Below are 14522 nucleotides of genomic sequence, written 5' to 3' on the forward strand. Positions count from 1 at the left end.
TGTGAGTTATAAACTGCTGTTAGCAGGTAAGTTTTTTGTCGGGTTCATAGGATCTGTATCCACAAGGGTGATTTGGGTCAGTCCATTGATCAGTTTTACGACATATACTGAACCTGCCTTTCTTGCACGTAAAGTCAGGGAACCCAATCTGTTATCAATTTTTACCCGAATATCTCGGTCTTCACCCACATTTGCCCAAGTAGTAACTAACCAGCGATCTTCACCAATCATTTTGCGTGCAAGGACGCGAGCCGTAGGTATTGTAATAAGTCCGTATAGACCTGGTTCTTTTTTTGTCTCACCTTCAGCAATGAATTCCATGGCAGGCAGTACCTTAACTCCGTTTTTACCAGAATAGGTATGCTGATTTGAACCTGCTAAAAGGTCTCCATTACGTAAGTACCCTTCTAGATGTGAGAATAAACCATGTACATGACCTAGTATTGATAATTGCTGAATTAGTGTAGGAGTTTTTGTAGCAACAGGTTTATTCTTAATAAGTGCATCCCAAATTGGTCCGCTGCATTGGAAATATTGCCCTGAAACACCGATAGCCCCAGCTGTATAATAAGTCTTCATCATGCCCATGAAGCGATCCGGCTCGGAGATTGATCCATTATCCTCCCAACCCATATTTACCCAAGGGTAAGTAAATTTCTGTCCCATAGAAATTGTTCCAGATACATCGTTCAGTGCTTTTGTTAAAGCGTCATCTGGCACCATAGAATTGTAGTTGACTCCAGTCCAACCAGAGTTATGAAGCTTGTAATACATTTCCGGTGCGGGATAATCAGAAACTAAAGGTTTCCCATAGCCATATTTTTCCAGAAAATAATCGTAGAGGAGCATCCATGACCACCAATTACCCCATCGACCGCGTTCAGGACCGTAGGACTCCTGATACCACGAATATATTGGGCGAGATCGGAGGCTCTTGAATAATGACTCCTTCAAAACTCTTTCCTGTCGAGCCTTATTATAAGATACGAAACCATTCCATGAGCCTGTATTAGACTCATTGTACTTAGCTAGTACTGTAGGATCTTGTTCCATATAGCGAGGACCATCATCACCAAGAATCCACAACCCTGATTCACCTTGGTTTGTAATTATGTCTATTGACTGTCCAACAGCCGTCTCCAATTGAGCAAACTGTTGACCAAAAAAATCACCGATAATTTGGAAAGTCTCATCTGGCGCGCTGGGGCTGACAATTGCTCGCCCGTTAACTAGGATGATTTTTCCATTTTTGTCACGCAGCCACGTGCTTGATGGAAGCTTAGGAAAGTCTGTGTTGCTTTCATCATAATTATCAAAAAATTTTTGTACTCCCATTCCCACTGTAGTACGGTAATGTCCAGGTTTAGCTTTGGCAACATCTGACAAATTATTTTTATCAATTGGAAGTGCATATCCCCAATGATCAGACAACTCAATATAAGTTTCTCTGGATAATCCACAGTGTCCTTGAGTTAAAGGTAGCAGTGTGTGGCTTTTCTTAAAGACGGGGCGAGGTGCAGCCTTGAGATGATCCAATGGAGTGGATTGCTCATTGATAATTGGAGTTATTGTTGCCTGTGCTGATTTTACATTGGCAATAAATTTCTTGAGACCATTACCCTGAATAGAGGGACTGTTAGTGTCTTTGAGTGTGATAGCAAAAGAGGCTATTTGCAATCCGTTGCCTGGGAGAGTAATCAAGAAAGTAGCACACAAAAAAACAGTAGGAAAAGAAATTACTGTCAGGATGTTATTAAAAAGCTTCATAGAAAATTTGAGCATATTGTCATTAATTTTTGAAATTATTTTTACCATGCGCTTAGATCAATATACTCCCGGTACCTATACCCCAGGTGCAGCATACTGGAAGCAAGTTCTCTGGTATTTTGTTGGTTCTCCCCTCGTAGTGAGTTACTGGATACCCGTATCTGACGTTAAAGTTGCAGTACTTCGGTGTTTTGGCGCAACAATTGGTGAAAAAGTCAGAATCAAGCCAGGAGTAAGGATCAAATTTCCTTGGCGTTTAAGTGTGGGTGATTGTGTTTGGATTGGGGAAGATGCTTGGATTGATAATCTGGCACATGTCACCATCGAAAGCAATGTTTGTTTATCTCAAGGTGTTTATTTGTGTACTGGTAATCATGATTGGAGTCATCCAGATTTTAACTTAAAAGTGGCTCCCATTTACATCCAGAAAAGCAGTTGGATTGCGGCAAAATCAGTAATTGGTCCGGGAGTGACGATTGGTGAAGGTGCTGTTTTGAGTTTGGGATCAGTTGCTGTGCATTCTTTGGAACCAATGATGATTTACGCGGGTAATCCAGCACAAGCGATGAAGCGACGCAAACTGTGAATTAATACGACTTAGGATAGTAAAACTATGATATTAACCGCTTAGATACCTGCAAAACATCAGATATTTATACAACTAAGGGGGTAAATAATACTGCGTTAACAATTAGATTAATTAAGCTTAATGTTGGCAAAATAAATTGATTCTGTCTCAGAGTTATTTTGATACCAATTCAACTACTGAGATCATCTTTGTTTTGCAGTATTCAGGATGAACAAGTAATGGTGCCAGTTTAAATTGCCTACAGTTTGCTTAAAAAAGTTAAGAGTTTCCACAGCTTAATTAATTTGAGAATGTAAATTCTATAGGGAAAGAAAGATAGCTATGCCTAATCGAAAGGGTGCTTTATATGTTGCCTGTTTCCGTGCAGATGCCACGGGACGATGGTTCCCGATGAAGTTAACTACTCCTACTAACCCTAATCAAGCATCTCAAATATCTGCTGTGAAGTTTCCAGCTTTAGATGAAGCACAACATAATACTTTAGTCAAGTTATTTCGCAGAATTGGTGTTGCTAGTTCCACTATAGAGGGTGATGCTTTCAACTGCGATCGCACTAACGAAGGAACGGTACTACAAGATTAGCAAAATCAGATAACAGCCTATAAATTTTGATACAACTCAGTTATTATCTACTCATATAATACGTTTTGTAGTAGAATATATCCTGAGATAAAATCTCTGTGAGGAGTTATTTTTAATACTTTAATGATTAGCGCGTTCCCAATATCCACAAAAGTGATCTCAGTGATAAAACACTTACATTTACGCCTAATTGAATCTGTACCGTTTTTGATAGCTTGTGCAGTCTTGCTGAGTGTCATTAGCCTCAAAAGTCCTGTTCTCTTATTCTGTTTGATTGTTGGTAGTTTAGTGACAATAGTCATTCAGCAAGTAGGACAACAGGTTCAATTGTCAACGCGAAGCTTGCGCGACGTAAGTCGTTCGCGTATTCTGTTTCAAGTACTAGCAGCGGCACTTCTTCTAAGTTGCTTCTGGTTAGATTATTTTGCATCCCCTGCACAAGCACAGTTTTTTAAGGGGGCAGAAGACTTTTTTAATAAAACCTTAACTCAGGGTGCTAATAGTAACAATAGTCCCCAAGGTGCGATTAGTTTAATATTTAATGTATTACGGGCAATTTATTTACTTTATATTGCTATTTCTCTTGTAGGAATAATTAATGCAGTTCGCCAAGATGATGATTGGCAAAGTGTAGCCAGAATTCCTTTGCTTGTCATTATAGCTGTCACTATCGCTGATGTTCTCACCGGGTTTATTATTGGCAATGGCGGCAAGTAGAGAATAATCGATTTAGATTAAATTTAGCTACTGTAGTTAAGCTATAAATAAATCAGGAAACTAAAGCCAAAATCTCAAAGTCGTTTATTATGACTCAAGATCAGGATAAAGATTTTCGTCCCGTTAACCAAATTTTAGGAAGTCAACCTTCACTAGGACCAATCCCTGCCGATCAGATTCTTCCTTGGACAGTTATTGCTTTAGCTTCCTATTTTATTATAAATGGAGTCTTTGGCGGATTTTTCTCTGATGACTTCCAAAAGTGGTTATGGATGATCTTGATTACTGCTTGGGGAATGGCAACTTGGTGGATATTAACGGGTGGCAGAAGCTGGCGCTTTTTGAGTAAATTTATTGGTGTTCCCACTTGGACAAGGGGCTTTGCACGTTATCAAAGCATCTTGGAAGTTAACCATGAAGCAAAAAATCGGAAAACAAAGCGTCAATATCGCAGATAGTAAAACTAGATTAACACCTTTTGAAGATGCTTTGCACTTGGCAACAATGCTACGTGTGGCTTTAAATGGGCGGGATATTGGTGCTTATCTATTGACTAAGGGGAATCAGAAAGATAAATTTTGCTTTGTTTTTGGTTTTGAATGTCGGGGAATTCACACCACTTTAAGAACTGACCAAATTGACCAAATTCTCAGTAATATTGAAGCTGGTTTGAAGGATATTCCTGGGGATGAGAAAATTACTTTTCATTTGGGTTCCTTTAGTTCGGATACGCTAAGGCAGCAGGAACTCACTTCATTAATTAAAACTGCCTCATCGAATGATATTAAGTATCTGTTGATGGCAGAAAGGGCAAGAACTAAAGAATTAACAAATTTGGGAATTCGCAAACCTAAGTTTTTAAGAATTTATGTCACATATACCGTAGAAACTAGTTCTAATAATAGTAATGATTGGGTTGAGAAGCTATTAGGAAAAGCTGAATTGTGGTGGTTGAGATTTAAAGGCGAGATGGCAGAAATGGAAAATCAACGCCTGGAAGCAATGATTTCTAACGCCTATCAGCAAGGCTTTTGTCGGTGGGAACAAATCCTTTCAAATCAAATGGCATTGGATATAAACCCTTTGAGTGCGGAGGATCTTTGGGGAGAAGTTTGGCGCAGGTTAAATCAAAGTTCTCCCATTGATATTCCGCAGTTGTTGACTTTAGATGAAGATGGATTACATGAGGAAGTTAATTCAGATTTAGCTAGTACCAAATTGCTTGTTGATAATATTCATAGTACGACTTTATTAATGGAGTCTGATGTTCCCTGTGCAGATCGGCGTTGGGTACATGTGAATAATAAGTATATTGGTGCCATGACGTTTTTAGAAAAGCCGGGAGGTTGGCAGAATAAATCTACTCAACTACGGTATTTGTGGGAACTTTTGGCAAGGGAAACAGTTGTAGATACAGAAGTATTTTGTCAACTAACTGCGGCAAATCCAGCTATAGTTAGAACTACTTTACAACGGGTTTTAAAACAGTCGAATATGACGGCAATGATGGCTCAAGAAAAAAGCCGTACTATTGATGTTAATGCCCAATTGAAGTTAAGAAAATCTGTAGCTGCACAGGAACAATTGTATGAAGGGGCAGTTCCTATATATGCGGGAATTGCCATATTTGTTCACCGTCCCACCTTAGATAAACTGGATGAAGCCACAAGATATATTGAAAACTGTTTTCAACGTCCTGCACAGGTAATTAGGGAAACTGAATATGCTTGGAAAATTTGGCTACAATCATTACCAATTGTTTGGGAGGGACTATTAGCAAAACCCTTTAATCGGCGGCAATTGTATTTAACTAGTGAAGTTCCGGGATTAATGCCTTTAGTATTAACAAAAGGTGGTGATCGTCATGGGTTTGAATTAATAGCTGAAGAAGGGGGAACACCTGTACATATAGATTTATTCCACGAACATAAAAATCTGGCATTATTTGCTACTACCCGCGCCGGAAAATCGGTATTAGTATCGGGAATTTTAACCCAAGCTTTAGCGCATGGTATCCCTGTAGTTGCCTTAGATTTCCCGAAACCTGATGGCACATCTACGTTCACCGACTATACGCAGTTTATGGAAAAGAACGGCGCATACTTCGATATTTCCAAACAATCCAATAATCTATTTGAGCAACCCGACTTACGTTCATTAGATCCCGAACAACAACGCGATCGCACTCTCGATTATACAGCCTTTTTAGAGTCAGCCCTCATCACCATGGTTTTGGGTTCCTCCAACGAAAATCAGCTACTTTCACAGACAGTGCGATCGCTGTTAAACTTGGCGCTAACTGCCTTCTTTGCTGATGCTGGAATTCAAGAAAGATATCGCGTTTCCATCGCTGGGGGTTTTGGTAGTGACGATTGGGAAAAAACCCCAACTCTCAAGGATTTCCTCTCCTTTTGTTCCCCAGAACACCTGCAAATTGAATCCATTAGCGGTAGGGTGGAAGATGCCTTAAGCCAAATTCAACTGCGTCTGCGGTTTTGGCTATCTAGTCGGGTTGGACAAGCTATTTCAGCACCTTCTAGCTTTCCCAGCGATGCCCAACTTTTGGTTTTTGCTCTCCGAAACCTTTCAGATAGCGAAGATGCCGCAGTCCTCTCCCTGAGTGCCTATTCTGCCGCATTACGTCGCGCACTCAGTAGTCCCGCTTCCATATTTTTTATCGATGAGGCTCCTATTCTCTTTGAATTTGACCAAATTGCTGATTTAGTTGGTCGAATTTGTGCCAACGGAGCCAAAGCGGGAATTAGGGTAATTTTATCAGCACAAGACCCCGATACCATCGCTAAATCGAGATCAGCATCGAAAATTTTACAAAACTTAAGTACACGTTTGGTAGGAAGAATTCAACCAGTAGCTATTGATAGTTTTATCGATATTTTGAAATATCCCCGTGAAATTATCTCTCGCAATGCTTCAGAAAACTTTTTTCCCCGCAAGGAGGGAATTTATAGTCAATGGTTATTAGATAATAATGGGACTTATACATTTTGCCGCTATTATCCAGGTTACGAACAATTAGCTGTAGTGGCAAATAATCCTAATGAGCAAACTGCAAGGAGTAAAATTATGCAAGAATATCAAGATAAATATGAGGCAGTTTCCACGTTTGCCCGTCAGTTAGTTGCTTCTTTGCGAGGAAGTTGATGAAGTATTTAAGTTTTAAGTATTTAATTATCTAATTATCTAATTTGAGGAATTATGCGTAAAACTATTTTTTTGGCTGTTGCTTTGTCTAGTGCGATAATTTTACCAGCTACAGCCCAATTAGGTAAAGTTTGGTCTGATTTTCAATCCTACTCGGTGGATTTACAAAACTACCTACGCAATAATCTTAGTGATTTTAGACCCTTGGAAATTCAGACTCAAGGTGCAGTCACATCAGCGACAGGTGAATTAAATATTCCAAATCCGATTTTTGCTAACGAAATAATTAGTAGTGATATATTTATCAATTCGATATCTGGTAATTTTGAAGGTAATCCTTTACTAAATTCTTACTCAGTTGGCAATGATATGAACCGCTATATTATTCGTGGTTCAATTGCCAGTTATTTAGGTAGGAATGGTCAAATTAGGGCAAAGGTCAAACTTCAAAACACTGAAAGAGAACTTAGAAATATAGATGCTTTTACTAAAGAATCAGAGGATAATTACAGCAACTTTGAAAGTGACGTTACATCAAAAGTTCAAGAACTTATAGGTAAGGGAGATATTGCGGGGGCAGGAATTTTATCCAGCTTACTAAATCAATCAATATTCCAATTAAAACAAATTAAAATCCAGCAAAATCAATCGAAAATTATCGGTGAAAATCTTGCCCAAACTATCCAAGGAAACCAGTTTTTACAATATGCGAACTTGAATTTATCAAGTTTATCACAGCAAATGGAGGAAACAAACCGAGCAAGAAGAGTTGATAACTCAGCAGAAGCGGCAAGGTTATTAAGAACTACTTCCCAAATAGATTTGTTTGGGAGAAGCGATGATAATTAGTCATAAAAAATAATTTTATTTTACTAAAACTATCTGAAATATCATAATTAATAATGAAACTAATTATTCCCATCTTAATATCTCAAGTTGGCATTGATGATGTTCTCGGTAATGGAGCAACAACAGCTAGAAGTATTAGCGAAGGATGGGATAAACAATGGTTAGATCTATTACAAAATAATATTACCAATAATTTGTATGGAGCATTAACAAACCTAGGAATATTCTTTGCTGTTGGAACTTTACTGTTTTTTATGTTGCAATGGCTAAAAGATGTAATTAATAGTGAGTATTCCCGTCCAATTTCCGATTTAATTTGGCCCCTAATTGTGGTAGCCTTATTAGCAAATTCTGGCAGTGGAAGTATGTTATCTAGTCTAACATTAGGAGTCAGGAATTTTTTAAATACAGTCAATCAAGAAATAATCACAACAACTGATGCTGATAAAGTCTATCAGCAGGCTTTAAATATGAGTATAGCCGAGGATATCGCCGGGTCTGTGTTGCGCCCCTGTCAATCACTCACTGGAGAACAACAAAGTCAATGCTTTGTCAGAGGGAGTGAAAAAATTACCCTTCTCTGGCAGGAATATCGAAATTTGTATGGTAGTCAAGCTTGGATTGATCGGCTAGAAAACAAAGTTAATCAAATTGCCTATAATACTGGTAACGTCTCAGAAAGCTCTTTTAACTCGTTATTAGGAACAACCGTACAAACAATTATTAAAAGTTTTTTAGTATCACTGCAATATGCCTTTCAAAACCTCATTGAAGTCACTATGTTACTGATAGCAACCCTGGGTCCCCTTGCTGTGGGGGGTTCTTTATTACCTGTTGCTGGTAAGCCAATTTTTGCTTGGTTAACTGGATTTGTAGCTATAGGAATCTCAAAAATTTCCTTTAATATAGTTGCCATGTTAACATCAGCAGTAATCGTCAACGGACCAGGACAGGATGCAAGTACAGATCCAGATTTGATGTGGTTTATGATTTTTTTAGGAATCTTAGCACCAAGTATATCTCTACTTGTAGCTGCTTTAGGGGGGTTTGCAGTGTTCAATGCTATTAGTAATACAGCTTCATGGGTAAAGGAACGGGTGTGACTTACATCATCACCGGCGTAAACGCACGGTAGAATAAACTACAGAGGTAGGACAATGACGAGGCTACTGGAGAAAAAACAACGCACCAAAAGTATCTTAACCCTTTTTGCGATCGCTACTTTTGGTTTACACCTACTAACTCTAGTTTTACTGATATTTCAAGGTCTGACCATCCGTCAACTAAGTCTTCAGAAACCTCCTAATTTCGTCCAACTTATTGACGGCAAAAACGTAGGTATTACCGACAATTTGTCAAGAGAACCAGAAGTCATTCGTCAATTTGTCAGCAAAACCATGACATCGATGTTTAACTGGTCTGGAAAATTACCACCCCAATCCATCGAAGATATTTCTAAACCCAAACCAGACCCCGGAATTTTGATTCCTACCTCCCAAGGTGGTAGTCAAAAAATTACCACCACAAGCTGGATTGCTAGTTTTGCTTTAGCAGAAGACTTTCGCAAAGGTTTCCTTAGCAAAATCGCCGAAATCACACCACAAGACGTATTTTACAATAATCCCAGCCAAGCAATTAACGGACAATTAGTAATTAAACGAATTTACCCCCCCGAAAAAACTAACTCAGGTCAATGGCGAGTGGGAATGGTAGCTGATATAGTACAGAAGAAACTATCAAATAATCAAACTATTGTTACCCCCTTTAATAAAGATTTACTTATTAGATCAGTAGATTATTTCCCCTATCCCCAATCCAATATTAGTACCGATATCCAAAAAGCCATTTATAGCGTCCGTGCCGATAAATTAGAAATTTATGAAATTCGGAATTTATGCTTAATTGATGAATATAATAATCTCAACCAGGATAAATTCAAAGTCTGCGGTGGCAAAAGAACTGATAGCTTTATTAAGTAAATTGATCACAAAGTCAATGGTAATCAATGCAAATACTGAAATCTGAAAATAAAAAAAGTAGCATCTTACCCTTATTTGCAGTGGCAACATTTGGTTTACACCTATTTGCCCTTTTGGTATTGACATTTCACTGGTCAATGTTAGAGCAATTCAAGCAAAGATTAACACCTCAAAGCTTAGTGCAACTCATCGACGGACGTGCAATCACAGTAGACCCCAAAGCCGATTTAGAACGACATCCAGAAACAATTAGACGCTTCGTTGGAGAGACGATGACCCTAATGTTAAATTGGTCACAACAACAGCAACCAAAAATAGTTTGGGAAATTACCTCCGATTTAGTTGCAAACGAATTGCAAACAAAATTACAATCACAAATTAGTCCAACGGAAGATTTAAGCAAAGGAACCGAAAACGTATTAATCATTCAGCAGATTTCTGAACCAACAAGAATTGCCGAAGGAAAATGGAAAGTAGAAATGACCGCAAATCAAATTATTTTTACAAATTCTGATAAATTAGGCAGATCAACTCCCTTTAATAAACAAATTTTAGTTACAGCAGTTGATCAACCCACAACTTCATTACCAAATCTACCAATACCTCTAAATTTAGCAGCTTATCGTGTGGGAGAAGCAAGATTAAAAATATCTAATATTTGTGAAATCAAAGATCAAAACTGTTCATAAAATCCAAATAACTCCCAATCAAAACAGAAACTTCCATTATCTAAAATAAATTACCTATTAACACCAGAAAAATTTATGTACGAATCTTCAATTTCTCCCAGAAATCCCCTAAATTTCATCAAATCCAGTGAACTGGACGCACCAGATTGGGAATCTAGGATGGCAAAGTTGGTTGGTTTAGAAGAAAATCAACCAACAAATAATTCAGTAATAATTCCAGAAGAACAGCTAGAAGAATCAACCTCCTCCGACTCTTTTTCCCAACCACAACAACTACAAACAAAACAATCCCTCTCAGAAAATCCCTTTGCAAAACTTGCTTTAGTAAGTGCAGCAACTTTGACAATGATGCTAGTTGCCGGAGTATTTTTGTCACAATTAATGGGTTTAGGAAACAAAAAAACAAATAACAACAATGCTTTATCTCCATCTCAACCCCAAGCAACACCTTCTACCCGTCCCCAAAATTTAGCATCAGAAATAGAGACTCTAAAAACTAAATTAGCTTTAACAGAACAAGCAGAAACCCTCAAAGCAGCACAACAAAAATTACGAAATCCCCAGGTAAATCCAACTCAAAGCACATTAGTTGCAGATTCTCAAGCTTCTCCAAGAAACAATATTAATCGGGTCAGAGTACCTAACCAAAGACAACCCATTCAAACAGCATATATTCCGAATTCTGTCAATATAATCCGTGACCTTCCTCAGCAATCGGTATCTGATACACCCAAACCTCAGACAACTGTAGAATCTAGACTTTCCCCCCCACTCTCGTCTTCCCAAACAAGCATTCCCGCTACCGCACCAATAGCCCAAATCACCCCCCAAGCGACTCCAGATCCTCTTCAGGAATGGATGAAACTATCAAAATTAGGTAGTTATGGTCAGGTTGCTGTGAGCGATAATCGAAGTGTTAATCCGACAAATTCCACACCTGTAAATAATCCTGAAACAGCCACACAACCCACCAATAACCCACCCAACCAAACACCACCACCCGAAACACCAACTTCGGCAGTTAGTCAAAACCAATCCCAGGGGTCAAAATACGTAGCAGTAGGTACTAGCGTCAAAGGAGTATTAGCAACCGCAATATTTGGGGAAACCACTCGTTCAGGTAATAAAGACAAAGACGATGCTGATAGTACAGTATTTGTTGTGCGTTTGAAGCAACCACTTAAGTCTATCGACAACGCGATCGCATTACCAGCCAAAACTGAGTTATTAGCAGAAGTTCGTTCCATCTCCGAACAAGGTTTGGTGCAATTAAATGTCACCAAAATTATCCTGCAAAACGACAATAACCCCATCGAAAAAAGCTTACCGCCAAATTCTATGATTCTTCGCGCTTCCAAAGGTAGACCCCTAATTGCCAACCAATATCCCAATCGAGGAGGATCAATTGCTTGGATGGATGCCGGATTATTCGTCCTAGGAGGTTTAGGTAAAGCCGCAGAATTATACAATCGCGCAGATTCTCAAATCAGCCCAGCCCCAAATGTTATTGGTGGTACCATCATTACTAACTCAAATCCCAAGCGAAATGTCCTAGCTGGGGTTTTAGAAGGGGGAATGAATACCGTAGTTCCCCAAATTGCCCAACGCAATCAACAAGCTATTTCCCAACTATCACAAAAAAGTAATATTTGGTTTTTACCTGCTGGTAAAGAAGTTGAAATCTATATTAATCAATCCATGCAGTTCTAACTTGTTTATGTATCAGATACAAAAGTATTTAAATTAACATGATACTACTGCTAAATAAACTCAAAACATCTGGAAATTTTCCCAAAAAATCATCTAGAAATCATCTATTTTTTCTACCTTCCCTCATCATAGCAACTCTAATTACCTTATTTATTGGTAAAGCAGTTGCCAATAATGCCGTCCTCCGATCGATATTTTCTTGCCAAGCCCAAGGCTTAGGAGGGGTAACACCAACTATTGATATTTGGTACCAACAGGGGACAAATTTGAGTTTCATTCAAGCTGGAGAAACAATCAAAAAAGTTTGGTTAAATGATCCTTCCCAAGTAACCATTGATTTTGACGGTCCAATGTGTATGCAATTTGGTCAAGATCGTAACATTAACCAAGGAGATTGCCAAAATTCAGCCGCCCGCGTTATCCAACTAAGACGTATTCCCAAACTAAATATTCCAGGATTACCTAATACTAAAAACACACTTCTAACAGTTGTCACCGAAGCTCAAGGAAAAACAAAACTATACGCTTTTCGGGTCATTTATAATCAAGGAAGTCCGGAATACAGTACATTGGCAATCTTTGCAGATCCCCCTTCCCCAGATGCGAGTAAACCTATCTGTGAATTTCCTAAAAAAGCTCCAAATCAATAAACTCATAGCTGCTGGAAGTGATGTCAAGTAGACTCCATGGTAAAGCAGATAGTGCTGAGGTGTTATTTTGTAACTCACTAAAGCGATAAACGCTGTATGCAGTATTATTTAGATCACCAGCCAAAAAAACGTGATATTTGATTACGAATTCTTTGCCAATAATTCAAAGGTTGACATTGATATTGTAAACTTGCAGATTCTCTAATTAATTCCCACAAAGCAGGAGGATACTCACAAGAATTAATTCCATACCACAGACGATCAAACTTTTTCTCTCCCACCTCAGATAAAAGTCTACCTAACTGCTTGATACAAAATTGAAGTTTATGTGCATCTTCTCTTTCTAAAAATATAGTTAATGCTTTTAACAACTGATTCATTGCCTCTTCAAATTCTCTTTGTTGTAAAGCTAATAAACCAAGTTGATAATATCCATCAGCAGCATTATTTATATCTCCAGTACTCTCATAAATATTTAAAGCTTCCTGAAAAAAATCTTTTGACCGCTGCCAATCTTGACATTCATACGCCAAAATACCCAGATGATGATATTCATCTCCTATAGAAGAAATATTTCCAGCATGTTGGTAAATACTCAAAGCTTTATAATAATAACTAGATGCTAAATCTGGCTTTTTTTCTAACTGGGCAATTGTCCCTAAATGATGATATTCACGAGCGCAACCTTGAAAATCAAATAAGCTTTCTTTAATTTCTAAAGCTTTTTGAAAAAACGATCTTGCTTGTTTATATTCGCCTAATTCTTGGAAAACAATTCCTAAATTGTGGCATTGACAAGCAGTTCCATGGGAATCACCTATTTTTTCTTTGATTTTTAAAGCGTGATGATAAAATTCTTGGGCTTCATGCAAATGTCTTTGATCGTGAGCTATTATACCCAGATTGTGGTAAATCTTTGCCTGATTCGGTAAATCTTGAGCAGCCTCATAAATTTGCAGTGCTGTTTTAAAATAATTAATAGATTCATTAAATCGTCGCAATTGTCTATAAACTAAACCCAACTGACCACAATCACTCGCTGCATTTACAGAATCATTAATATTTTGACGGATTTCTAAAGCTTTATGATAATATTCTTTTGCCTCTTCAAACCAATTTGCTTGTTGGGCAACTAAGCCAAGTTGATGATAAATAAAAGCTGACTTATAAATATCTTGATTATTAATAAATATTCCCAGTGCTTTTTGATAATAGTTACTTGCATCTTGAAACTTGTACTGAATTAAGTAAATATTAGCTATTCCCCAATAGCTGTCAGCAACTGCATTTGCATTTCCTGAGTCTGTAAAAATAGTTTCAGATTTGTGGTAAAAACTTATTGCTTCATCAAATCTATTTTGCTGTTCGGATAATTGACCTAATTGGTAATAAACTGTTGCAGCTTGCTGCATATTTCCAGAATCTACCAAGATTGTCAAAGATTTTTGATAATAAAACTTCGCTTTTTCATACTGTTTTTGCTTCTGTGCTATTATCCCTAGCTGACTATAGGCATTAGCTACTTGATCTAATTTGCCTTCTTGCTCGTATATAACTACGGCTTTTTGATAAAAATCTTTGGCACTGTGATCATCATCATTATTACCTCCTAAATTATTGCTGAACATATTTAGCCGATCTAAAGGATAAAAGTTATACTACTTTATTCGAGTATTTACACTTATTTAGAGCAAATTACAGGATAAAAATAAACAAAATTTGAGAAATTTAAGTAAATATTATTCATTGGATGTAGCTATTAATATAATTAATAATTATCTTTTTCTCAGATATAGGGGTTGTATTCCCAAAATAACCTATATATCCC

General features: G+C 37.7%; 13 protein-coding genes. 11 read left to right on the forward strand and 2 right to left on the reverse strand.

The window, feature by feature from the left end:
- Positions 1–6: 6 nt before the first annotated feature.
- Complete coding sequence (locus tag CAL6303_RS15125; protein WP_041739634.1) at positions 7–1815, reverse strand: hypothetical protein; 1809 nt, start codon at positions 1813–1815, stop codon at positions 7–9.
- On the opposite strand from CAL6303_RS15125, the gene CAL6303_RS15130 reads away from it, so the two are divergent.
- From CAL6303_RS15130 to CAL6303_RS15180, 11 genes are all read left to right on the forward strand, one after another.
- Positions 1814–2353 carry a WcaF family extracellular polysaccharide biosynthesis acetyltransferase gene (locus CAL6303_RS15130; RefSeq protein ID WP_015198683.1) on the forward strand — a complete coding sequence of 180 codons (540 nt, stop codon included), beginning with the start codon at positions 1814–1816 and terminating at the stop codon, positions 2351–2353. The genes CAL6303_RS15125 and CAL6303_RS15130 overlap by 2 nt on opposite strands.
- 324 nt (positions 2354–2677) lie before the next feature.
- Positions 2678–2938, forward strand: coding sequence for a hypothetical protein (locus CAL6303_RS15135; RefSeq protein WP_041739637.1), 261 nt, complete (start codon positions 2678–2680; stop codon positions 2936–2938).
- A gap of 123 nt (positions 2939–3061) precedes the next feature.
- A complete protein-coding gene (locus tag CAL6303_RS15140) occupies positions 3062–3655 on the forward strand; it encodes a hypothetical protein (protein ID WP_015198684.1) in 594 nt (197 codons plus the stop codon).
- 89 nt (positions 3656–3744) lie between these two features.
- On the forward strand, positions 3745–4113 hold the full coding sequence (locus tag CAL6303_RS15145; RefSeq protein WP_015198685.1) for a hypothetical protein: 369 nt from the start codon (positions 3745–3747) through the stop codon (positions 4111–4113).
- Complete coding sequence (locus CAL6303_RS15150; RefSeq protein ID WP_015198686.1) at positions 4070–6817, forward strand: hypothetical protein; 2748 nt, start codon at positions 4070–4072, stop codon at positions 6815–6817. Before CAL6303_RS15145 ends, CAL6303_RS15150 begins: the two co-directional genes overlap by 44 nt.
- Positions 6818–6871: 54 nt before the next feature.
- Positions 6872–7666 carry a hypothetical protein gene (locus tag CAL6303_RS15155; protein ID WP_015198687.1) on the forward strand — a complete coding sequence of 265 codons (795 nt, stop codon included), beginning with the start codon at positions 6872–6874 and terminating at the stop codon, positions 7664–7666.
- A 53-nt stretch (positions 7667–7719) separates the two neighbouring features.
- Positions 7720–8769: a hypothetical protein gene (locus CAL6303_RS15160; protein ID WP_015198688.1), complete on the forward strand. Its 1050-nt coding sequence runs from the start codon at positions 7720–7722 to the stop codon at positions 8767–8769.
- Positions 8770–8823: 54 nt separating this feature from the next.
- Positions 8824–9645 carry a hypothetical protein gene (locus tag CAL6303_RS15165; protein WP_015198689.1) on the forward strand — a complete coding sequence of 274 codons (822 nt, stop codon included), beginning with the start codon at positions 8824–8826 and terminating at the stop codon, positions 9643–9645.
- 26 nt (positions 9646–9671) lie between these two features.
- Positions 9672–10334, forward strand: a complete 663-nt coding sequence (locus CAL6303_RS15170) for a hypothetical protein (RefSeq protein WP_015198690.1) — start codon at positions 9672–9674, stop codon at positions 10332–10334.
- Positions 10335–10409: 75 nt separating this feature from the next.
- A complete protein-coding gene (locus CAL6303_RS15175) occupies positions 10410–12044 on the forward strand; it encodes a TrbI/VirB10 family protein (protein ID WP_015198691.1) in 1635 nt (544 codons plus the stop codon).
- A gap of 38 nt (positions 12045–12082) precedes the next feature.
- Positions 12083–12694 carry a hypothetical protein gene (locus CAL6303_RS15180; RefSeq protein ID WP_015198692.1) on the forward strand — a complete coding sequence of 204 codons (612 nt, stop codon included), beginning with the start codon at positions 12083–12085 and terminating at the stop codon, positions 12692–12694.
- Positions 12695–12807: 113 nt separating this feature from the next.
- On the opposite strand, the gene CAL6303_RS15185 is transcribed toward CAL6303_RS15180, so the two are convergent.
- Positions 12808–14322: a tetratricopeptide repeat protein gene (locus CAL6303_RS15185; RefSeq protein ID WP_015198693.1), complete on the reverse strand. Its 1515-nt coding sequence runs from the start codon at positions 14320–14322 to the stop codon at positions 12808–12810.
- Positions 14323–14522 lie beyond the last annotated feature (200 nt).

The sequence above is a fragment of the Calothrix sp. PCC 6303 genome (genome assembly GCF_000317435.1).
In the GTDB taxonomy this organism is placed as follows: Bacteria; Cyanobacteriota; Cyanobacteriia; order Cyanobacteriales; family Nostocaceae; genus PCC-6303.

What these genes read in the sequence shown, in the direction of transcription:
- CAL6303_RS15130 (WP_015198683.1), top strand. Translation starts at nt 1,814, where the DNA reads ATGCGCTTAGATCAATATACTCCCGGTACCTATACCCCAGGTGCAGCA.
- CAL6303_RS15125 (WP_041739634.1), bottom strand. Translation starts at nt 1,815, where the DNA reads ATGGTAAAAATAATTTCAAAAATTAATGACAATATGCTCAAATTTTCT.
- CAL6303_RS15135 (WP_041739637.1), top strand. Translation starts at nt 2,678, where the DNA reads ATGCCTAATCGAAAGGGTGCTTTATATGTTGCCTGTTTCCGTGCAGAT.
- CAL6303_RS15140 (WP_015198684.1), top strand. Translation starts at nt 3,062, where the DNA reads ATGATTAGCGCGTTCCCAATATCCACAAAAGTGATCTCAGTGATAAAA.
- CAL6303_RS15145 (WP_015198685.1), top strand. Translation starts at nt 3,745, where the DNA reads ATGACTCAAGATCAGGATAAAGATTTTCGTCCCGTTAACCAAATTTTA.
- CAL6303_RS15150 (WP_015198686.1), top strand. Translation starts at nt 4,070, where the DNA reads ATGAAGCAAAAAATCGGAAAACAAAGCGTCAATATCGCAGATAGTAAA.
- CAL6303_RS15155 (WP_015198687.1), top strand. Translation starts at nt 6,872, where the DNA reads ATGCGTAAAACTATTTTTTTGGCTGTTGCTTTGTCTAGTGCGATAATT.
- CAL6303_RS15160 (WP_015198688.1), top strand. Translation starts at nt 7,720, where the DNA reads ATGAAACTAATTATTCCCATCTTAATATCTCAAGTTGGCATTGATGAT.
- CAL6303_RS15165 (WP_015198689.1), top strand. Translation starts at nt 8,824, where the DNA reads ATGACGAGGCTACTGGAGAAAAAACAACGCACCAAAAGTATCTTAACC.
- CAL6303_RS15170 (WP_015198690.1), top strand. Translation starts at nt 9,672, where the DNA reads ATGCAAATACTGAAATCTGAAAATAAAAAAAGTAGCATCTTACCCTTA.
- CAL6303_RS15175 (WP_015198691.1), top strand. Translation starts at nt 10,410, where the DNA reads ATGTACGAATCTTCAATTTCTCCCAGAAATCCCCTAAATTTCATCAAA.
- CAL6303_RS15180 (WP_015198692.1), top strand. Translation starts at nt 12,083, where the DNA reads ATGATACTACTGCTAAATAAACTCAAAACATCTGGAAATTTTCCCAAA.
- CAL6303_RS15185 (WP_015198693.1), bottom strand. Translation starts at nt 14,322, where the DNA reads ATGTTCAGCAATAATTTAGGAGGTAATAATGATGATGATCACAGTGCC.